This window comes from Fischerella sp. PCC 9605 (assembly GCF_000517105.1).
Classification (GTDB): domain Bacteria; phylum Cyanobacteriota; class Cyanobacteriia; order Cyanobacteriales; family Nostocaceae; genus PCC9605.
The window spans coordinates 1,714,871-1,734,118 of the sequence record NZ_KI912148.1 but is presented as its reverse complement, the minus strand read 5'-3'; the positions used below and the strand labels follow the sequence as shown (position 1 = coordinate 1,734,118).

Genomic DNA, 19,248 nt, shown 5'->3' with positions numbered 1-19,248 from the left:
GGAATTAGTATTAGTACGGGCGCACTGCTGTGCGCCGTACAGAAGAAAAAGGGAAAGAGTTAGAAAATTCTTCTTCCCCTTACCCTTCTAGCCTTTCCCCTTTACCCTTAATATTTAGTACGCTCTACGAGTAAATTGGTTATACAAGAAGATAGCGATAATTGCACCCAATACTGCTACAAACAGTCCAGGAATACTAAAAGTTGCAGAAGTAATTGCGAGAGTTCCCGTTTGTAGTAAGTGAACCAAACTTCCACCTATTACGGCACCAATAATTCCTAAGACAATAGTAGCTAGAATGTTGCCACCTTGATAGCCAGGATAAATCGCTTTAGCAATAGCACCAGCCAGTAGACCTAATACAATCCAAGCAAGCAGATTCATGTTTTACTCCCTAATGGTTGCAAGATGAATATAGTGAAAATGAAGCTTTGAGAGTGCTGAAATTTGCTGTTTATAGACCCTAGACGTTCGCATATTCCGACCGCTGAAATAGAGGATTTATTTAGCCTCTCGTTGTTTGCGATAAAGTAGAGTTAGCGAGCAAAACTCTACAGCCATCTATGTCGTTGACTTATAAGCACTGTCGGTAGTTTTAGCATCGCTTTACTTTTAACTACCGCAAAGAACTCAGCGGTGTAATGTTCTGCCAGTGCAATTTATTTTTCATGATTACAGATTAGCAAGCTTATCAAGTTGAACTAACTGTCTACAGTAAGATAGCCATTATTTCTGAAGTTAGAATCTCAAGAAAAGTAAAGAAAGAGGAAGGAATAGGAGCCAGCGCTGTTCATCTTACTGCCATTAATCAAGATGTTCTTTGATGCGATGGTAAGCTGTTCGACATTTAACTTGCATGATCTTGGCGGGTAAGATGCTCCGAAGTTCCGAACCCTTTGGGAAGCAGCCCGGAGGGCGTCTACGCTATCTGCTTCAAATGCAAACATCTCTCCTGTTAGTAACAGGATAGTTGCGAGACAACTAAGCTCAGTCTGCCAAAATTTAAAATAGTTTTCAAAAGCTTCATTCTTGCGATAGATCAATTAAGCCTCAATTCTTTCTATCGATAGAATGCTGTAGCAGCGAAACCAAGTATCTTGCTAAGCATAACCTTATTTTAACCTTAGACAACATTTTCTTAACTTTAGACCAAGATAAATCGCGGATTTTAAAAAATTAAAACACAGTTAGAAATGACAAAAGCTTCTGCCTCTAAATCTGTATCCAGACAAACTGAAGCAGACAAGGCAAGCCTTTGGAATCGATTTGATACCAAACGCTTACAGCAGGTTACATCCAGTGCCTCAGGTTCTCAGCAACAGTCATCCGGCAAATACTCCCGGCGGCGAAAGTTCCGCTGGGTGGTAGATGCGGTATTGCCACTGGCACTAACAACCATCGCTGGTATTGCCGTGCTGTTACCTTCTTCACTACCTGACCCTGCACGTCTGGCTTTGTTCGCGTTTCTACTGGCAGCGATTTTATGGTCAACCACATCAATTAATGCAGACTACATCGCCCTCTTTACCATGATGTTGTTAGTTCTGTCAGGCGGAACTTCTCAGGAACAACTGTTTGATGCCCTGGCTTCAGATGTGGTTTGGTTAATGATTGGTGCTTTTGTGTTAGGTGGTGCGGTTCAAAAAACAGGCTTGGCAGGACGGCTAACACAGTTAGTAGTATCAAGAGCGCGAAAAGTTAGAAGTTTGTTTTGGCTACTCGTGACAGTACTGATTCCACTGTCATTTTTAATTCCTTCAACATCAGGTCGGGCAGCTGTGGCAATTCCAGTGTTTCGCAGCATCACCAGTGCCACGAGCGATCGCCGTATTATCCGTGCTTTGGCATTACTTATGCCAACAATCATCTTGGTGTCAACAATTGTGGCCTTAGTAGGAGCTGGTTCACATCTAATCGCCAATGATTTACTCCAGCAAATTAGCAAAGAGCGAATCTCTTTCACCCAATGGGTAATCTACGGTTTACCTTTTGGCATTGCTGCCAGCTATGCCTCGTGCTGGGTAATTATGCGCCTATTTTTAGATAAAGGTCGCCTCAATCAGAAATTAGATATTCCCCAAGGCAAACGCAAGCCACTGTCTCGTTCGGAATGGATTACCCTCATTGTGGTCGGCGTGATGATTGCGTTGTGGCTAACGGAAAGCTGGCATGGGTTTGAGATTGCCACAGTCACAGTGGTTGGAGCCCTGATTTTAACTTTGCCAGGGATTGGGGTACTGAAGTGGAAAGAGGGACTCAAATCAGTTTCTTGGAATTTAGTAATTTTCGTTGGTGCAGCCTTAGTGCTGGGACGGGCGCTGATTGATTCTAAAGCAGCGCAGTGGATTATTGACCAGCTTTTTACTATCAGCAGTATTGCCAGTACAGATTCTCGTTTGCTGATTCTAGTATCACTGGCGTTTATCTCCCTCACATCCCATCTGTATATGACCTCCCACACGGCACGGGCAGCAGCGTTAGTTCCAGCATTACTTTACCTGGGTAACAGTTTGCAGCTCAATCCGATCGCAGTCATGTTTATCAGCACTGTTGGCATGGATTACTGCCTGACTTTTCCAGTTAGTTCCAAAGCATTATTGATGTTTCAAGAACTTGAAGGCGAAACCTACAAACCCACAGATTTGCTCCGCCTGACTTCAGTACTGCTTCCTGTGCATTTGGGGTTAATGGTGCTGTTCTACTTCAGTTACTGGCGTTGGGTTGGTTTGAGATTGTAGGGAATGGGGAATGAGGAGGGGGAGAGTGGAGGAGTAGGAGAGGGGAGGACGCACCTGACGCGGGGACTCGGAGAACAACCAATGACCAATGACTAATGACTAATGACTAATGACCAATGACTAATAATGAACATACGGAAGAAGCTCTTAACTATTTTTAGCGGTTTGGCGCTGCTGGCACTGGCAAGTGGTGGTGTGACAGTATGGGCGATCGCTAGCTGGCACGCCAGTGAAGACAATCTTCAGGATCACTATCAGCGCAGTCTCTTGTTGCAGCGAGTCCGGGCAGCAACCTTTCGGGCTATGAAAGAAGTGCCAGATCGAGTTATTACCGACGATGACGATGCCAAAGAGGAGTTTGAAGAATCTATCGAACCTGTTGATGAAGATTTCGAGCGCTGGGCAAAGTTGGCTGATAATGATGCAGAACGTCAACAAGTGCAGCAGGTTCGCAACGCCTATAACCAACTGATGAACAATGCCCGTAGAGTCTTCGATTTGATGGATGCAGGTCGTCGGAATGAAGCTTTGGAATTGATGGAGGAGCAACTAGAAAAGGAAGACTTCCAGAAATTTGACGAGGTAACTAAGGCGGCGGTGGCTTCTGACCAAAAGATTCGCCAGCAGATTCGCAACCAAGCCAACAACACTCGTCAGACTGCCCAACTAGTGTTGACAATCTCTGCCTTTGGAATTCTCTCGCTGATCTTTTTGCTGTTTGCCTACCTGGCTTCTGATTTATTCGCTCCCCTGCGCGAAGCAGAACAAGCGCTGGATGATGTGGCAAAAGGTGATTTTCAGCGTCATTTGGATGAGGAACGTCAAGACGAGTTAGGGTCACTCAACCGTGCTTTTAATCGCATGACCGCAGCGATCGCTCAACGAGAGCAAATCATCAGCATGGCAGCTGTGCCCATACAAGAGACAGATGGTGCCAGCCAACAGCCAGACTGGCAGAAAGTCCCATCCCGTCTGATGCTGCATCGGCTGGTATCACAATTGCGATCGCGAGTTTCACAACTGCACGGCGATGAGGTAGATGGCAGTGGCACAGTAGCAGTTGCACAAAAACAGGCAGTAATTGACCAGCTCGATCAGATTTTGCAGGCAGTGGCGCGTGTTACCGAATTCGGATTTCCTTTAGACCTGAATCTAGCTCGTACAGATATCCGATCATTACTTTACGAAGTGATGCTGCGGTTTCATGACGAGTTAGCCCGCCGGAGTGTGAGCTTCGAGTTACAAATTGCACCAGAAGTTAACTACGCAGTTGTGGATCGGCTCAAGCTGCGAGAAGCTTTGGGTGAATTGATACGCAACGCTCTTTCAGCCTTACCAGAACGGGGAGGACACTTAGGGATACGGTCATTGCTTGCTAAAGATGCAACTAAGGGCGCCGAACTGCTGATCGAAGTTGCCGACGATGGTACAGGTGTTGAGCAGCCATTGATTAATCAAGCTTTTGTTACCTTTGATGACACCCAGAGGCAACGTCCCAGTGTAGGACTCAAGCTCACTAGAGCGATTGTTGAGCAGCATGGGGGTAGTCTTCATATTGACAGTGAACCCGGTCTAGGTACGCTTGTTCAGATGCGGTTGCCGTTGCGTGAGGAGTGAGGGAAACAGTGGGAGAGGGGGAGAATCAATTATATGTAATTTTTAATACAGTAATTTTCCAGAGTACAAGGAGTAGGTTATGACTTTACGAGTTCTGATAGCCCCTTCTGGTTTCAAAGAAAGTTTAGCAGCAGATGAAGTAGCTGATTATATTGCTACAGGTGTTAACCGTGCTATTCCGGATGCAGATATCCGCAAAGCACCGCTTGTAGACGGTGGTGAAGGCTTTGCGAAAGCACTAGTTGCTGCAACAGGCGGAACCTTGCATCCGGTTAAAGTAACTGGCCCGGTCGGGCAAGCTGTAGAAGCACACTATGGTTTGCTAGGGGGTACAGATGTCAAAACTGCCGTACTAGAAATGGCGGCAGCAGCAGGATTGCGGTTAGTTCCCCGCGATGCCCGTGACCCTCTGAAAACTACCACTTATGGTGTAGGTGAACTGATTAAGGCGGCATTGGATGCAGGAGTCGAAAGAATTTTAGTCGGCTGCGGAGACTCCGGTACAAATGACGGTGGGGCTGGCATGGCACAAGCTTTAGGAATACGTTTTTTGGATGCAGCAGGAAAGGAGTTGGGTAGAGGTGGTGGCAAACTCATCAAACTTCACACTATTGACATGAGTAAGCACGACTCCCGCCTCGAACAAGTGCAAATTGATGTGGCGTGTAACTGGCATAATTTGTTATGCGGCCCGAAGGGAGTGGCAAGGGTTTTTGGCCCCCAAAAAGGCGCGTCACAAGAAACAGTTGAACAAATGGCAGCAGCACTAGACCACTATGCAGATGTAATCGAGCGCGAGTTGGGAATTGACGTACGGGAAATGCCCGGTGGCGGTGCTTCTGGTGGATTGGGAACTGGGTTATACGCCTTTTTGGGTGCTACCCTGCATCCGCGCTATGACATTGTGATGCAATATCTAGAACTTGATCGCCTTCTCCAAGATAGTGATTTAGTTATTACGGCTGAGGGGAGTATAGATTTCCAAACGCCGCGAGGCAAAATTCCTGTGGAAGTAGCACAACGTGCTAAACGCTATGACCTACCAGTAATTGCGATCGCTGGCACTATTGGTAAGGATGCGCGAGTGAATTTTGACTATGGCATTGACTCTTTTTCCACGATTCTCAGAGAACCCTGTACCCTACCTGAAGCGATCGCCAACACACCCGACCTTTTAACCTACGCAGCGGAACGAGTGATGCGTTTGATCAAAGTTGGTCAAAAACTAGTGCAAAAAGGCAGAAGATAATATGCTTATGCAATCTACTTTTTAGCCGCATTTTAAAGAACGCCTGAAAAGTCTGTCACGGCGTTTGTGATGAACGTCTTCACGTTAATAAAGAACATCAAGACGTTTGTGATAAACGCGATCGTGTTCTCTATGATTGAATCAACGTTAATAAAGAACATCAAGACGTTTGTGACAAACGCGATCGCCTTCTGTGTGGATGAAACGACGTTAATAAACAACGTCAAGACGTTTGTGACAAACGCGATCGCCTTCTGTGTGGATGAATCGATGTTGGTAACGACAATTCAATTTCAACTTACAATTTGACAAATGCCATATCACACATAGCCTTCCTCAGTGGCGATCGCTACCTATTAATATTAAAAGTAGGGTGTGTTATGCCGTAGGCTAACGCACCTTGAATTGCTGATGGTGCTGTACTTTCACTAATAGCATACGCCAAGTAGCCATCATGAACTGCGTACACCAGAATGAAAAACCTCACCCCTTCCCCTCTCCTTGCTAAGGAGAGGGGTGTCCGATAGGACGGGGTGAGGTTTATTTTCAATATAGGTGGGTGAAAATAAATATAACTATGTTATGAAAAGTAACACACCTGAAACCCCTACCAATGACAAATGACGGTCTTCACGAGTTAACTTTAATTTGTGCTAACCTACTTAATTGCTCATGACCGAGGCAGAACTGCTACAGGTAATTGAACAAGCAGTAACAGAGGGCGTGACGGAACTCGACCTCTCTGGTAATGAGTTGACGGCTTTACCGCCTGAGATTGGACAACTGGTCAACTTGCGATCGCTCCACCTCAGCTACAATCAACTCAGCACTCTGCCAACCGAAATTGGTCAACTGGTCAACTTGCAAACGCTCCACCTCCGCGACAATCAACTCAGCACTCTGCCAAGCGAAATTAGACAACTGCCAAATCTGAAAAAGCTGGATCTGCGTAGTAATCCAGTCCCCATTCCACCTGAGATTTTGGGAGCGAAGGATTTATCAAAAGATCCAGGCGATGTGAATGAAATTCTCGATTTCTATTTTCGGGTACAAGATCCCAACGAAACTGAACCCTTCTACGAAGCAAAATTATTGATTGTTGGTGAAGGGGGAGCAGGTAAAACTTCTTTAGCCAAGAAAATAGAAGACGAAACTTACGAACTCCAGGCTGATGAGGAATCAACCCAAGGCATTGACGTAATTCAATGGAACTTCACCCAACCAAATGGCAAAGACTTTCGCGTCAATATCTGGGACTTCGGCGGGCAAGAGATTTACCATCAAACCCACCAGTTTTTCCTCACTGAACGTTCCCTCTATGCTTTAGTCGCTGATACTCGCAAAGAAAACACTGACTTTTACTGGTGGCTTAAGGTTGTCGAACTCCTTAGTGATAATAGTCCGGTTCTGATCGTTAAAAACGAAAAACAAGACCGTCAGTGTGAAGTCAACGATCGCCAATTGCGCGGAGAATTTACTAATCTGGAGAAAGTTCTGGCAACTAACTTAGCCACTAATCGCGGGTTAGCAGAAATTAAACAAGCTATTCAAGACTACATCAGCAGACTACCCCACGTCGGTACACCTCTACCAAAACTCTGGGTGAGAGTTAGAGCAGCTTTAGAAAACGATTCCCGCAACTACATTAGCTTTTACGAATACGAGAACCTTTGCCGAGTTAATAATTTAACTGACCGTAAAGATATGCTGCGGCTGAGTCGCTATCTGCACGACCTCGGCGTTTGTCTGCACTTCCAAGACGATTCTACGCTTAAACACTATGTCATCCTTAAACCTGAATGGGGTACAACTGCCGTCTACAAAGTTTTAGACAATCAAACCGTCAAGAAAAATCTCGGCTGTTTCACCAAAAATGATCTCGCTGATATTTGGAAAGATAGCAAATATGCCGACATGCGAGATGAACTGCTGCAACTAATGATGCGGTTCAAACTTTGTTACCCAATTCCTAATCGTCCCGGTAACTATATTGCACCCCAACTACTTAATATCAATCAACCAGACTACAATTGGGACGGAACTAATAACCTGATTTTGCGCTACAAATACGAGTTTATGCCCAAGGGTATTCTCACCCGCTTCATTGTTGAAACACACCCTTGGATTGAACAACAAAAACTCGTTTGGAGAAGCGGCGTTGTTCTCAACAAAGACGAAACTCGTGCTGAAATCATTGAACACTACAATCAAAAAGAAATTAAAGTCCGTGTAGCCGGACACCGCAAGAAAGAATTGCTAACAGTCGTCACTCACGAACTCGAAAAAATCCACAAGTCTTTTGAACGTTTGCAATATCAAACTCTTGTTCCTTGTAACTGCAATAGCTGTGCAGGAAGTCTGGAACCTTATTCCTACCCTCTGGAAAACTTGTATAAGCGTTTGAAAGCTGGTCGATATCGGATTGAGTGCGAGAACAGCTATGAAATGGTCGATGTTCGTAGGCTAATTGATGATGTTAATTTGCCCACAGAACAGGAACTTAAACCCCGAACTGCACCACTACAACAGGAATTGTCCAAAGCGAGAGATCAATCATTCCAAAATCAAACCACTATGAATTACCACGATTTTCAAATATTGGTTACAGGCGATCGCAAAATTCGCGCTTCCTCAGAACAAGGCGACGAGTGGGGCGAATTGCGGTTGGAGATGAATAGAATTAAGCTGACATTAAAACTGATTGAGCAGAGACAGACAGATACTGACTTGCTCAAAGCACTAGGTAGCGAACTCTACCAAGCCCTTTTCCCTACCAAGATTCACGGTCGATTGCAAGCTGCGATCGCTAAGAGTTAACTCGATAGGTTCTTGTCCTGGAAGAAACGCTAAAATTAACCGCTCATCTGGGTCAATTAACCATCCTAGCTGAGTGCCATGTCTAAGGCAGTGCAAAATATTACTAATAACTTTAGTAGCTCTCTGTTCGGGTGAGAGAATTTCTACCGTCCAGTCTGGACAAATATCAAAGGTATTAGGTACTTCGCCATCATCATCAAATGGTATTCGCTCCCACAGGAATACGGTAGCATCAGGCACAATAGAGCGTCCCCCAAAAGTACAGCGCAACTCTGGGAAAGCGAGGGCAATTTTCGGTGTTTCTGCAACTTGATTGACTGCATCACAAAACTTGAGTTGCAGCCTGGAGTGTTTGCCTTGAGGCATGGGTTTTTGGTAAATTTGACCGTCAATAAATTCACTCGCAGGCTTTGTTTCTGGCAGTTTGAGGAATTCTTCGAGGGTGAGGGACGGAGGAAGCGCTGTTGTCATACAGGTTCGGTGTCATTGCCACTCTGTCAATATTTTATCGTTCTTACAAACGAACAAAGAAGGCGATCGCTTGTTTGTATAAGATCGCTGTGGTGTCACGTAAAAGTGCGGTTGCTGTTGCACTCAAAACAACGGATATTTGATTTTGATGGTTGTTGAAATGCTTCATCACCCAATTGACATTGGGTAACGGGACACGATACATCATGATTCAATGATGATAATAAATTTCTGCAATGCAAAGTTTGTTTAATTTACGGTTTTATCCGTATGAGGAGGGATGGACATGGATGGCAGTTTGATTGTATCCAACATCCTGAATCCGCCAGTCTTGTTTTTTTTCTTGGGCATGACTGCTGTTTTTGTCAAGTCCGATCTAGAAATTCCTGCACCAGTACCCAAACTCCTTTCGCTTTATCTGCTGTTTGCCATTGGGTTTAAGGGGGGGGTAGAGCTGATCAAAAGTGGTATCACACAGGAAGTAATTTTGACGCTTTTAGCAGCGATGTTGATGGCGTGTGTTGTCCCAATTTACACCTTTTTTATTCTCAGGCTGAAACTAGATACTTACGATGCTGCGGCGATCGCGGCAACCTACGGCTCGATCAGCGCTGTTACATTCATCACAGCGAGTGCCTTTCTAACTGAGCTTGGCATTGCTTTTGATGGCTACATGGTGGCAGCCCTTGCCCTGATGGAATCTCCAGCTATTATTGTTGGTCTGATCCTAGTGAATCTATTCACCACCGATGGCAAGCGGGACTTTGCCTGGTCTGAAGTATTGCAAGAGGCATTTTTAAATAGTTCAGTCTTTTTACTGGTTGGTAGCCTCCTGATTGGTTTCTTGACGGGAGAACACGGGTGGCAGGTCTTAGAACCCTTTACTCAAGGACTGTTCTATGGCATTCTCACCTTCTTTTTGCTGGATATGGGACTGGTCGCTGCTAGAAGAATTAAAGACTTGCAAAAAACCGGAATTTTTCTGATCTCATTTGCCATACTGATTCCAGTACTCAATGCAGGCATTGGATTATTAATTGCCAGATTTATTGGTATGCCTCAGGGAGATGCACTTTTGTTTGCTGTGCTGTGTGCCAGTGCCTCTTACATTGCTGTCCCAGCAGCTATGCGGTTGACCGTTCCTGAAGCGAATCCCAGCCTGTATGTTTCTACTGCTCTAGCAGTGACATTTCCGTTCAATATTATAGTAGGAATTCCTCTATACCTGTACGGAATTAACCTGTTGTGGAGGTAATTAATATGCACCTGGTTAAAAAGATAGAAATTATCGCCAACTCGTTTGAACTGGGCAAAATTTTAGATAGTTTGGACAAGTCAGGTGTACATGGTCATGCCGTGATTCGCAATGTTGCTGGCAAAGGGTTGCGAGGCGAAATGACAGAAGATTTAGACATGACCATGCTTGATAATGTTTACATCATCGCGTTCTGCCAACCAGAACAACTCAAGCCTGTTGTAGAAAATATTAGACCCCTACTCAATAAGTTTGGAGGAACCTGTTACATCTCAGATGTGATGGAGATTCGCTCTGTAAAATGCATCGCCTCGCTGTAAAAATATGATGAACCCAATGAAGCGTTTGATAGAACGTCGTGAGTTTCTAAAGTTGGGAGCCATTGGGGCATTTAGTATAATGGCAACTGCCAGCGATTTACTCTGGCAGGTTGAACAAGTTCAAGCCGCCGAATTGTCTCTAACAACTCCTCAACCTCTTACTCCCGATGCAGCGCTGCAAAAGCTGATGGAGGGAAATCAGCGATTTGTCCAGCATAAACCCCAATATCCCGATCAATCTCAGGCGCGTTTGCAAGAAGTTGCTCAAGCTCAACATCCATTTGCAACTATCCTGAGTTGTGCAGATTCGCGAGTGCCAGCAGAAATTGTTTTCGATCAAGGTATAGGAGATATCTTTGATGTTCGTATTGCTGGCAATATTGCCACGCGGGAAGCAATCGGCAGTATTGAATATGCTGTTGCTCTTTTAGGCACTCCTGTATTGATGGTACTAGGTCATGAACGCTGCGGAGCAGTAACCGCAGCTGTACAGCAAGAATCTCTGCTTGGTGAGATTGGTAGTTTTGTGAAGGCAATTAAGCCAGCCGTGGCAAAGGTCAAAGGTCAGTCAGGCGACGCGGTTGAGAATGCTGTAATTGCAAATGTGCACTATCAAATTGAAAGGCTGAAGCTATCCAAGCTCTTAAATGAGCGGTTGCAGTCTGGCAAATTGAAAATTGTCGGGGGTCGTTATGATTTGGATACGGGAAAAGTGAGCATTATTACTTGATTTGGCAGAGTTTACAGCACATCCTAATTAAAAGAGATTGCGATTATCAATTCAGCCTAATGGTCAAGCATCACCGGGTTTGTGTACGCAAGCCCGGTTAATATTTGATACTTTAATTCTAGCGATCGCCTTTACTCACCCCAGTTGATCGGTAAATATTTTATTAATATAAAATTTATACAAAATTAAGTGGATCTACTTTAAACTCTTTTGCTGGTAAAACTTAGACTGGAGTTAGATTTATCCAACTATATTAAAGTAAATTTTACGTAGACACTTTTTTAAAAAAGCATAATATCTAACCTTAGATTAAATTTCTTGCCACTGAAATTTACTCCATTTGCTCGTGATTTTAAAATACCCTTTTGCCGGATACTTAGTAACCAATTTTTAATCATCATCTCAACCTATGCAATTCCAGCCAAAACTTTACCTGTATTCATCTCTGGCTCATTTCGGATTACTCAAAAAAAGTTACATCGCCAAAATCATGTTGGTGGCATTTTTAGGTACTCATGTACCACTTCTAACTTTACTCTTGAGTTTCGTCACTTCAAACTCCTATTCTTTGCAGATGACAGTGCGAGTTCTGACGATTGCTCTTTTGGCTACTTTAGTGGGTACGGCAGTCACTCTCTATGCGCTACACTACCTGCTTGCACCGGTGATTTTGACATCTGCTGCATTGCAAGACTATCTAAAGACCAAAACATTACCCGAACTACCTACACAATTTGTCGATGAAGCGGGTACGCTGATGGCAGATACCTCACAAACTCTGCATAAATTAGATGAATTAATTCACTACATCACCAACTACGATAACCTGACCGGATTACCCAATCGGGATTTGTTTCGCCATCGCCTCCATCAAACCCAATCCAAACCTCAGAATAATCAACAGCTTGTAGCTATCCTTTTGCTAAGTATTGATGATTTCACTGGTATAAGTCATGCATTAAAGCATAAGATTTCAAATTTGTTGTTAAGAGCAGTTGCCCAACGTTTGACAACCTGCATAACTCAAACAGATATTCTTGCCCGTTTGAGTGGAGATGAATTTGCGATCGCCATAACAGACATTTTTTCTTTTGAGACTGCGATCAAGCTATCTCAGTTAGTGCTGAGTACGCTGGCAAAACCCTTCTGTTTAGAAGGCAACACAATTCATATCACAGCCAGCATTGGCATCACAATTAATGACTTGGGCGATCGCCATCATGTCGACGATCTTTTACAACAGGCACATATAGCGCTGTACCAGGCAAAGCAGCAGGGACGTAGCCAATACCAATTCTATTCGCCCGAGATTAATGCTCAGCTGCTGGAGCGACTAACGCTAGAAAATGAATTACATAGGGCGCTTGAGCGCAACGAAATGCTGGTTTATTACCAACCTCTAATTGATTTACACAGCAAACAAGTGACAGCAATTGAAGCACTGGTTCGCTGGCAGCATCCCACACGGGGGTTGATTTCTCCAGCAAAGTTTATTCCGATTGCAGAAGCCAATGGTTTAATTGTGCCAATCGGTGAATGGGTTTTGCGAACAGCCTGTACTCAAAACCGTGCCTGGCAGCTTGCCGGACTACCTCCAATTCGCGTGTCGGTGAATCTGTCGGCTCGACAATTTGAACAACCAAATCTAGTGGAGGTTGTCAGCCAGATTCTTGAGGAGACTGGAATGGAAGCGTCTTACTTAGAACTGGAAGTCACTGAAAGTTTTCTAGTGACTGACATAGAGCGCTCCGTTAGAACCCTAGAACAATTACGAGAACTAGGCATATTGCTGGCCTTGGATGACTTCGGCACAGGCTATTCTTCCCTAAACTACTTGAAGCGCTTTCACGTTGACATGCTCAAGATCGATCGCTCATTTGTGCAGGATGTGACATCAAATCCTGATAGCGCAGCTGTCACCGATGCCATTATTGCCCTAGCAAAGAGTCTGCGGTTGAACATCACAGCAGAGGGGGTAGAAACCCGAGAACAACTTGAATACCTGCAAATGCGGGGATGTCACGAAGGGCAGGGGTTCTACTTCAGTCCTCCTGTCCCCACAGATGCGATCGCCCAGATGCTGAAACAGCATTCTTTGCAGATGACAGCGATCGCAGCATAAAAATGAAGTGAAGCATCCTAATGACTATTGTGCAAAATTAAGATGCTTCATTGCTATACTGCGATGTCTAATACCAATTTCCTTTAACTGTTAAGGATTTGCGCTCGCAAAAGTATTACATTGTGCAGGATCGCCTGTTTGAATGCCTCGTTTGAACCAGCGGACTCGCTGGGCTGAACTACCATGTGTAAAAGATTCTGGCACAACATACCCTTTTGCCTGACGTTGCAAGCGATCGTCTCCAATACTACTAGCAGCATTCAGCCCCTCTTCAATGTCGCCTGCTTCCAGAACCTGCCGCGAGCGATTGGCATGGTGCGCCCAGATACCAGCAAAACAGTCCGCCTGTAACTCCAGCCGGACTGAAAGTTGATTTGCTTCCACTTGATCGACTTGACGCTGCAATGTATTAACCCGACCGAGAATGCCCATTTGATTCTGAACATGATGCCCAATCTCGTGAGCAATCACATACGCTTGGGCAAAGTCCCCTGGTGCTTGATGCCGATTCTTCAAATCTTCATAAAAGCTTAAGTCAATGTAGACTTTTTGATCGGCGGGGCAATAGAATGGGCCAGAAGCCGATCGCGCAAACCCACAGGCAGATTGTACGGCATCCGAATAAAGAACTAACTTGGGTTCCACATAGGTCTTTCCCATTTGCCGAAATAGACTTTGCCAAGTATCTTCTGTATCTGCCAGAACTACTGAAACAAAATCAGCCATAGTATCTTCTGTGGCAGAACGTTCTGTTTGAGGAGACTCCGAGTAGGGGCGATCGCTTGGTGTTTGTGTTTGCTCCCAGATTATACTGGGATCGCCACCCAAAAAAGCAACAATCAGTGACAAAATGATTGCCCCAATGCCACCTCCCACTACAGGAGCCGAAATTCGAGTTCCGCGCCTGTCCTCAACATTGGTGCTTCTACGGCCGAATTCCCAACGCATAACTTAGAGTCTCCAAACTACTTAACTTGGCAGAAGTAAACAAAGTATGTAGACGCGGAGTGACTTGTCACCAAAACATCGCACCCCAGCTAGATTTTTAATAATTCACCAAAAATATTAGTGATTCTATTCATCCAGATCATCTGTCGAAGGGATAGCGCTGAGTTTGGTGGAAAGCCTTACTTGGGATTATTACCGCTTTATCCTTGTGACGTTCTCTCTCGGTAATAAACGTCACCATCTTACAAATCCACAATTGCCAAGCCAATGCTGGGTTTATGCTTTTGTTGCTATAAATCCGACTTGAGCGTTTCTAAATCTAAATTCCCCGTATCCACGGATAATTCTTACTTTAAAGCCAACTTTCCGAAGTTCTTTTGCAACTTCCGAACTTTTATATAATTGAACGCGGTGTATTTCTTCACTCCTTCGATAAAGATTTCCAATCTTACGAAAGATTGTCATTTTGCGAGTTAATTGATTTGTTGACTTATCCTCTTCTTTTTCCACAAGGATTGCCCAATCTTGCCCTTCGGAATAAGTTTTTTGTGGATTCGTGCCACTTACATATCCCGGTTCAGCAATATCGAAAATAAACACGCCGCCTGATTTTAAGGTTTTGTATATTCGCGTGAACAGTTCTTGGATCTCTGCTAACCCATGCTCATCAAATTGATAATTTAAGCATTCTCCTATTGATGTTACGGCATTGCATTCTGGGATTGGGACTCTCAGAAAAGATGCTGTTTGGAAATTAGCCTTTGGTGCTTTTTTCTTTGCTAAGTCTATAAACGCATCAGATATATCTATCCCTAGAACATCGTAACCAGCTTGGGTGAGCGCTTTTGCCCATATGCCACTGCCACATCCTAAATCGACAACTAAACCCTTTGCAATTCCTTTTTGGCGCAATATTTCTAGCAGACCTGGTGCGGATTCGCTTGAGAAAGCCCCAAACCCAACATCATGAATATAAGCAAGATCCTCTTGGTAGCCCTCAACCATACAACTGATATATACTCACTTCACTTGTGTTACACGCCAACTGAGTTTGAGGTTAACCCAGAAGTTCCAGATTGTAGCAATGGCGATCGCGATGAGGTTAGCGATGTAGCGGTTATGAATAATGAAATTAAATACTAAATTCAACACCAGCACATTTAATACTAACCCCGCCAGACAAATAAGATTAAATTTCAAAAATCGCTTCAATCGCTGACGCCACGATCGCTGTTGCATGGCAACATCAGCAAAAGTCCAAGCGTCATTCCACAAAAAATTATTGAAAATAGCAATTTCCCCAGCCAAAATTTTACTGCGAGTCAAGGGCAATCCTAATGTAGTCGGGTCACTGAGCAAATAAAGCACCGCCATATCCACAAATACCCCACTCAGTCCCACCAAGCCAAAGCGCATAAATCGGCCAATGGGGAAGTTTTGGCTGAATCTTCCTATATATCCTGTAGAAAGCCGCAATCGCAATAAGTGGTGGATGTAATCTAGATATTGCTTCCATGTGACTTTGCTTTCACCCTCTTTACGTTCGCAGAATACATAACCGACTTCAGCTATTTGCTTTACCTGGCCTCGCCCGATTACCTCAAGCAGAACTTTGTATCCTACGGGATTGAGGGTAACATTTACTATGCAATTCCGACGTACTATAAAATAACCGCTCATTGGATCTGAAACTCGGCCTAGTACATTTGGCAGAATAATCAATCCCAATAATTGAGCACCACGGGACAAAAAACGCCTAATGAAACTCCAACTACTGACTCCACCACCTTCGACGTGACGGCTAGCAACTGCCAAATCCGCTCCCTTTTGAATTGCATATAAAAGTCGCAGCAGCACGTGGGGTGGATGCTGCAAATCACCATCAATTACCCCTAAAACATCTCCCCTCGCTACCTGCCAACCGCGAATCACCGCTGAGGAAAGACCTCTTTCATCCTGACGTCGCATCACTCGCAACTGAGGGTACTCCAACATCAAAGACTGTGCAACTTCCCAAGTACCATCAGGACTATCATCGTCTACAACAATCAGTTCGTACTCTCCTGGGATCGACTCATCTAGCAAGGTACTCAATATCCTGATGATGGCTTTGATATTTCCAGCTTCGTTGTAAGTCGGAATTACAAGAGAAAAAAAGATTGGCGAACTATCTACACCGACAGTGCTAGGCGGCAATTCAGAAATTTGTAACTGACCAGTTGGTACTGACAAAAGTGAATTTGGTTCAAGAATGCTCATTTACCAAAGATTAGAGGGAACAGTTTTTCTGCATTTTTCCGATCGCAGATTGCTCTGCCGGAGTCAGAGTATTTATTTTCTAAATAGTTACTCAGATTAGTTTGACTGCAATCGTTAGCCGCCAGCTATAATTCTTGTACGTTGATGTTTCGTTACCTTATTTTCGACGTTATTGTAATATTTGCTACAAAGCAGCAATGAACTTGAAAAAAATATCAAGCCATTATTAGGTTTAATCTATACAAAACAAAGTATTAGTAGCATAATCCGAAAAAAAGAGTAATTTATAGTACTAGCTCTTAGCAATAGCTTTAAAAAGCTACTTTAGCACTAAATTAGCTCTGAATACTTTATCAATTAGTGATGCCTAATAAAAATAAACAATTAATTTTCTCACGACAGATCTTCCGTTTGGACTCAGGTATTTAATTATTTTATTAGCAACGTCGATATTTTTGGTTTGGTGGCTATAGAGCAAAAAGCTTACTGAAATGATGAGTTTTATGCTATTTTACAAAATTTAGGATATATAAACCAATAATTTCTTGAGAAATTATTAATTAGAACGTGATTGATGTTGAATTTGTAAATGAATAGATGCATACAGACAAAGTATTGATGTACATCTAGGATATATTGCTAAAAACAATATTTTTAATACCGCATTTGTATATACATACAAATTAACCTCGAATTGCTATAGCATAGGAAATAGTTAATGATTATGATTGCAAAAATAATTATATTGGTTTGCTTTTAAAAATCTGTGGTGACTGCAACTGTTGATGCTATTCTTGAGCGTGCCCTCATGGGTTACGATTTGTCTCCCGAACAGGGAGTAACATTGTTACAACAAACAGACGCAAGTTTAATTACTGCCATTCGTGCTACAGCTGACAAACTGCGTCAGCGACAAACAGGCGAAACTGTTACCTACGTAATTAACCGTAATATCAACTTTACAAATATCTGCGAACAGCACTGTAGTTTTTGTGCCTTCCGGCGAGATGAAGGTGAGGCTGGTGCTTACTGGTTGGATTGGGCGCAAATTTTGGAGAAAGCCAAAGATGCTGTGCAGCGGGGTGCAACAGAAATCTGTATGCAAGGGGGATTGAATCCAGCAGCAAAAATTAACGGCAAATCTTTGCCTTATTATCTCAAGCTAGTAGAAACTATTAAACAGGAATTTCCCCAACTGCATCTACACGCTTTTTCTCCGCAAGAAGTGCAATTCATCGCTAGAGTTGACGGGCTGAGTTATGCGGAGGTAATAACTGCCTTGCGAGATGCTGGTGTGGATTCAATGCCAGGAACAGCAGCTGAGGTATTAGATGATGAAGTGCGGCGGATTCTATGTCCTGAAAAAATTGATGCGGCAACTTGGTTAGAAATTGTGAGTACGGCCCATAAATCAGGTTTGTGTACCACAAGCACTATGTTATCAGGACACATAGAGACACCAGAACAACAAATTTGGCATTTAGAAAAATTGCGATCGCTCCAACAAACCGCCATTCATCGGGAATATTCAGCCCGCATTACTGAGTTTATTTTATTACCATTTGTTGGTCAAGAAGCTCCCAAACCCTTACGCCGTCGTGTCGGACGGGATCAACCCGTGTTAGCTGATGCACTTTTACTCACCGCAGTGGCTAGGATTTACTTAGGAAACTGGATACCAAACCATCAACCAAGTTGGGTAAAACTGGGGCTAGCGGGAGCCACTGAAGCTCTAAATTGGGGCTGTAACGATATCGGTGGCACATTAATGGAAGAACATATCACCACAATGGCAGGTGCAGTTGGTGGCACCTGTATGGAAGTAGAAAGCTTGCAAAATGCGATCGCTTCTTTGGGAAGACCTTACCAACAACGGGATACTCTTTATCAAAAAGTTAGTGGTTAGTGGTTAGTGGTTGGTTGTTGGTTGTTGATGGTTAGTAGTTAGTGGTTAGTAGTTAGTGGCGTAACAAGTCACGCATTCACTCATTCAAAAGTCAAAAAGATTCTTAGTTTTGAATTTTGAATTTTGAATTTTGACTTGTTTTCTCCCCATTTCCCCATCTCCCCATTGCCCCTAATCCCCACTCCCTGGCGGTCGTGGGGGCCCCGAGTTCCCCATCTCCCCATCTCCCACTCTCTCCCTCCTCCAGAATGATCCCCAAGATACCAATCCAGGATAGGATGGACGTTGATTTAGGTATTGTTTCACATAAATGCATATGAAGCGCTATTGGTCACGTCTGCTAGCCTTGCTTTTAGTTGTTACTATCGGCTTAATGGGTTGTTCCGGCAGTCCGGATGGTTTGTCTGGTGATTATCGCCAAGATACCTTGAGTGTAGTAAATACTTTGAGGCAAGCTCTAGAGTTACCAGACAATTCGCCCAACAAAACAGCAGCGCAAGCACAAGCGCGTCAACAAATTAATACTTTTGCAGCTCGTTACCAACGGGATAGTTCTGTTGCTGGTTTAGCTTCCTTTACTACCATGCGAACCGCCTTGAACTCCCTAGCCGGACATTACAGTTCTTACCCCAATCGTCCTGTTCCAAAAAAGCTTAAGGAACGTTTAGAGTTGGAGTTCGATCAGGTTGAGGCGGCGCTTAAGCGTGGCGCTTAACTTTCTGCTACGCAGAGTCAAAAGTCCAAAGTCAAGAGTCAATAGTTATTCAACGGCAGTTGCTACAACTGAGGAGCCACTGCGGTGGACGGGTTAAGAGG

Annotated in this window: 18 protein-coding genes; 11 read left to right on the top strand and 7 right to left on the bottom strand. The window is 43.9% G+C overall.

Translation table 11 applies throughout. The features are described 5' to 3' along the window. Window positions 1–114: 114 nt before the first annotated feature. A complete protein-coding gene (locus tag FIS9605_RS0109975; protein ID WP_026732464.1) occupies window positions 115–384 on the bottom strand; it encodes a GlsB/YeaQ/YmgE family stress response membrane protein in 270 nt (89 codons plus the stop codon). 809 nt (window positions 385–1,193) lie between these two features. Here FIS9605_RS0109975 and FIS9605_RS0109965 point away from each other — a divergent pair. From FIS9605_RS0109965 to FIS9605_RS0109950, 4 genes are all read left to right on the top strand, one after another. Next, window positions 1,194–2,738, top strand: a complete 1,545-nt coding sequence (locus FIS9605_RS0109965; protein WP_026732462.1) for an SLC13 family permease — start codon at window positions 1,194–1,196, stop codon at window positions 2,736–2,738. A 126-nt stretch (window positions 2,739–2,864) separates the two neighbouring features. After that, window positions 2,865–4,355, top strand: a complete 1,491-nt coding sequence (locus FIS9605_RS0109960; RefSeq protein WP_026732461.1) for an ATP-binding protein — start codon at window positions 2,865–2,867, stop codon at window positions 4,353–4,355. A gap of 79 nt (window positions 4,356–4,434) precedes the next feature. Beyond that, on the top strand, window positions 4,435–5,604 hold the full coding sequence (locus FIS9605_RS0109955; protein ID WP_026732460.1) for a glycerate kinase family protein: 1,170 nt from the start codon (window positions 4,435–4,437) through the stop codon (window positions 5,602–5,604). A gap of 132 nt (window positions 5,605–5,736) precedes the next feature. Further along, on the top strand, window positions 5,737–5,913 hold the full coding sequence (locus tag FIS9605_RS0109950) for a hypothetical protein (protein ID WP_155960392.1): 177 nt from the start codon (window positions 5,737–5,739) through the stop codon (window positions 5,911–5,913). Between the two features lie 40 nt (window positions 5,914–5,953). On the opposite strand, the gene FIS9605_RS43950 is transcribed toward FIS9605_RS0109950, so the two are convergent. Then, window positions 5,954–6,091, bottom strand: coding sequence for a hypothetical protein (locus FIS9605_RS43950; protein ID WP_197036019.1), 138 nt, complete (start codon window positions 6,089–6,091; stop codon window positions 5,954–5,956). 185 nt (window positions 6,092–6,276) lie between these two features. Here FIS9605_RS43950 and FIS9605_RS36700 point away from each other — a divergent pair, with 185 nt between their 5' ends. Further along, a complete protein-coding gene (locus tag FIS9605_RS36700) occupies window positions 6,277–8,421 on the top strand; it encodes a COR domain-containing protein (protein WP_082209748.1) in 2,145 nt (714 codons plus the stop codon). On the opposite strand, the gene FIS9605_RS0109940 is transcribed toward FIS9605_RS36700, so the two are convergent. Then, a complete protein-coding gene (locus FIS9605_RS0109940) occupies window positions 8,344–8,892 on the bottom strand; it encodes a Uma2 family endonuclease (RefSeq protein ID WP_026732458.1) in 549 nt (182 codons plus the stop codon). The genes FIS9605_RS36700 and FIS9605_RS0109940 overlap by 78 nt on opposite strands. Before the next feature lie 43 nt (window positions 8,893–8,935). Continuing rightward, window positions 8,936–9,100 carry a hypothetical protein gene (locus FIS9605_RS42555; RefSeq protein WP_155960391.1) on the bottom strand — a complete coding sequence of 55 codons (165 nt, stop codon included), beginning with the start codon at window positions 9,098–9,100 and terminating at the stop codon, window positions 8,936–8,938. Between the two features lie 78 nt (window positions 9,101–9,178). Here FIS9605_RS42555 and FIS9605_RS0109930 point away from each other — a divergent pair, with 78 nt between their 5' ends. The 4 genes from FIS9605_RS0109930 (at window position 9,179) to FIS9605_RS0109915 (ending at window position 13,319) form a co-directional block, all read left to right on the top strand. After that, a complete protein-coding gene (locus tag FIS9605_RS0109930; protein WP_026732457.1) occupies window positions 9,179–10,147 on the top strand; it encodes a sodium-dependent bicarbonate transport family permease in 969 nt (322 codons plus the stop codon). A 5-nt stretch (window positions 10,148–10,152) separates the two neighbouring features. Continuing rightward, entirely contained in the window at window positions 10,153–10,467 is a 315-nt protein-coding gene (locus FIS9605_RS0109925; protein WP_026732456.1) for a P-II family nitrogen regulator, read from the top strand. 7 nt (window positions 10,468–10,474) lie between these two features. Then, entirely contained in the window at window positions 10,475–11,197 is a 723-nt protein-coding gene (locus FIS9605_RS0109920) for a carbonic anhydrase (RefSeq protein ID WP_035139510.1), read from the top strand. 409 nt (window positions 11,198–11,606) lie between these two features. Next, a complete protein-coding gene (locus FIS9605_RS0109915) occupies window positions 11,607–13,319 on the top strand; it encodes a putative bifunctional diguanylate cyclase/phosphodiesterase (RefSeq protein WP_026732454.1) in 1,713 nt (570 codons plus the stop codon). Between the two features lie 90 nt (window positions 13,320–13,409). Here the strand turns inward: FIS9605_RS0109915 and ypfJ are convergent, their stop codons facing one another. From ypfJ to FIS9605_RS0109900, 3 genes are all read right to left on the bottom strand, one after another. Beyond that, entirely contained in the window at window positions 13,410–14,267 is an 858-nt protein-coding gene (ypfJ, locus tag FIS9605_RS0109910; RefSeq protein WP_026732453.1) for a KPN_02809 family neutral zinc metallopeptidase, read from the bottom strand. Between the two features lie 276 nt (window positions 14,268–14,543). After that, window positions 14,544–15,272 (bottom strand): class I SAM-dependent methyltransferase, encoded by a 729-nt coding sequence (locus FIS9605_RS36695; RefSeq protein WP_035139509.1) that lies wholly within the window; start codon window positions 15,270–15,272, stop codon window positions 14,544–14,546. 15 nt (window positions 15,273–15,287) lie between these two features. Continuing rightward, window positions 15,288–16,526, bottom strand: a complete 1,239-nt coding sequence (locus tag FIS9605_RS0109900) for a glycosyltransferase (protein WP_026732452.1) — start codon at window positions 16,524–16,526, stop codon at window positions 15,288–15,290. A gap of 766 nt (window positions 16,527–17,292) precedes the next feature. On the opposite strand from FIS9605_RS0109900, the gene cofH reads away from it, so the two are divergent. Both cofH and psb27 read left to right on the top strand, forming a co-directional pair. Further along, a complete protein-coding gene (gene cofH, locus FIS9605_RS0109895) occupies window positions 17,293–18,432 on the top strand; it encodes a 7,8-didemethyl-8-hydroxy-5-deazariboflavin synthase subunit CofH (protein WP_026732451.1) in 1,140 nt (379 codons plus the stop codon). 316 nt (window positions 18,433–18,748) lie between these two features. Beyond that, window positions 18,749–19,147, top strand: a complete 399-nt coding sequence (gene psb27 / locus FIS9605_RS0109885; protein ID WP_026732450.1) for a photosystem II protein Psb27 — start codon at window positions 18,749–18,751, stop codon at window positions 19,145–19,147. The last annotated feature ends 101 nt before the right edge of the window (window positions 19,148–19,248 follow it).

What these genes read in the sequence shown, in the direction of transcription:
- FIS9605_RS0109940 (WP_026732458.1), bottom strand. Translation starts at nt 8,892, where the DNA reads ATGACAACAGCGCTTCCTCCGTCCCTCACCCTCGAAGAATTCCTCAAA.
- FIS9605_RS0109960 (WP_026732461.1), top strand. Translation starts at nt 2,865, where the DNA reads ATGAACATACGGAAGAAGCTCTTAACTATTTTTAGCGGTTTGGCGCTG.
- FIS9605_RS36700 (WP_082209748.1), top strand. Translation starts at nt 6,277, where the DNA reads ATGACCGAGGCAGAACTGCTACAGGTAATTGAACAAGCAGTAACAGAG.
- FIS9605_RS0109915 (WP_026732454.1), top strand. Translation starts at nt 11,607, where the DNA reads ATGCAATTCCAGCCAAAACTTTACCTGTATTCATCTCTGGCTCATTTC.
- FIS9605_RS0109950 (WP_155960392.1), top strand. Translation starts at nt 5,737, where the DNA reads ATGATTGAATCAACGTTAATAAAGAACATCAAGACGTTTGTGACAAAC.
- FIS9605_RS0109955 (WP_026732460.1), top strand. Translation starts at nt 4,435, where the DNA reads ATGACTTTACGAGTTCTGATAGCCCCTTCTGGTTTCAAAGAAAGTTTA.
- FIS9605_RS36695 (WP_035139509.1), bottom strand. Translation starts at nt 15,272, where the DNA reads ATGGTTGAGGGCTACCAAGAGGATCTTGCTTATATTCATGATGTTGGG.
- FIS9605_RS0109975 (WP_026732464.1), bottom strand. Translation starts at nt 384, where the DNA reads ATGAATCTGCTTGCTTGGATTGTATTAGGTCTACTGGCTGGTGCTATT.
- FIS9605_RS0109900 (WP_026732452.1), bottom strand. Translation starts at nt 16,526, where the DNA reads ATGAGCATTCTTGAACCAAATTCACTTTTGTCAGTACCAACTGGTCAG.
- FIS9605_RS0109930 (WP_026732457.1), top strand. Translation starts at nt 9,179, where the DNA reads ATGGATGGCAGTTTGATTGTATCCAACATCCTGAATCCGCCAGTCTTG.
- FIS9605_RS0109925 (WP_026732456.1), top strand. Translation starts at nt 10,153, where the DNA reads ATGCACCTGGTTAAAAAGATAGAAATTATCGCCAACTCGTTTGAACTG.
- FIS9605_RS42555 (WP_155960391.1), bottom strand. Translation starts at nt 9,100, where the DNA reads ATGATGTATCGTGTCCCGTTACCCAATGTCAATTGGGTGATGAAGCAT.
- FIS9605_RS0109920 (WP_035139510.1), top strand. Translation starts at nt 10,475, where the DNA reads ATGAACCCAATGAAGCGTTTGATAGAACGTCGTGAGTTTCTAAAGTTG.
- FIS9605_RS0109965 (WP_026732462.1), top strand. Translation starts at nt 1,194, where the DNA reads ATGACAAAAGCTTCTGCCTCTAAATCTGTATCCAGACAAACTGAAGCA.
- ypfJ (WP_026732453.1), bottom strand. Translation starts at nt 14,267, where the DNA reads ATGCGTTGGGAATTCGGCCGTAGAAGCACCAATGTTGAGGACAGGCGC.
- psb27 (WP_026732450.1), top strand. Translation starts at nt 18,749, where the DNA reads ATGAAGCGCTATTGGTCACGTCTGCTAGCCTTGCTTTTAGTTGTTACT.